The sequence below is a fragment of the Brevibacterium sp. 91QC2O2 genome, assembly GCF_024580695.1.
GTDB lineage: Bacteria > Actinomycetota > Actinomycetes > Actinomycetales > Brevibacteriaceae > Brevibacterium > Brevibacterium moorei.
The window spans coordinates 1-403 of sequence record NZ_JANIJY010000080.1; the positions used below are offsets into that span (position 1 = coordinate 1).

Sequence of the window (403 nt, forward strand, 5' to 3'; positions counted from 1 at the left end):
GGCCCGCACGGGACAGAACCGGGCCCCTGGAGGCCCGGGCTTCGGGAGAGAAACAGAACGATGCACCGCCTCGTCCTCCTTGCCGCCATCGGCCTCCTCGGGGCGCCGCTCGCCGCCCGCGCCGCCTGCCCGGAGGACGCCGAGGTCGCGCGCGTGGCGGCCGACATCCTCGCCAGCCGCCCCTCCCAGGGCTACGGGCCGTCGCTGACGATGGAGGACGCCCTCTGCGCGCGGGAGAAGCTCGTCCCTCTCCTCGCCGAGCGCCACGGCGCGCCGGTGGGCTACAAGGTCGGGCTGACCAACGCGGCGGCGCAGACCCGCTTCGGCGTGCCACACCCCATCCGCGGCACCATCTTCCAGGCGACGGTCCGCGCCCAGGGCACGGCCGGCCGCCCCGCCGAGG

Annotated in this window: 1 protein-coding gene; it reads left to right on the forward strand. The window is 76.7% G+C overall.

The annotated features are described in order from the left end of the window. Positions 1-60 precede the first annotated feature (60 nt). A partial coding sequence (locus tag NQ036_RS15520) for a hypothetical protein (RefSeq protein ID WP_257060038.1) occupies positions 61-403 on the forward strand: 343 nt, incomplete at its 3' end.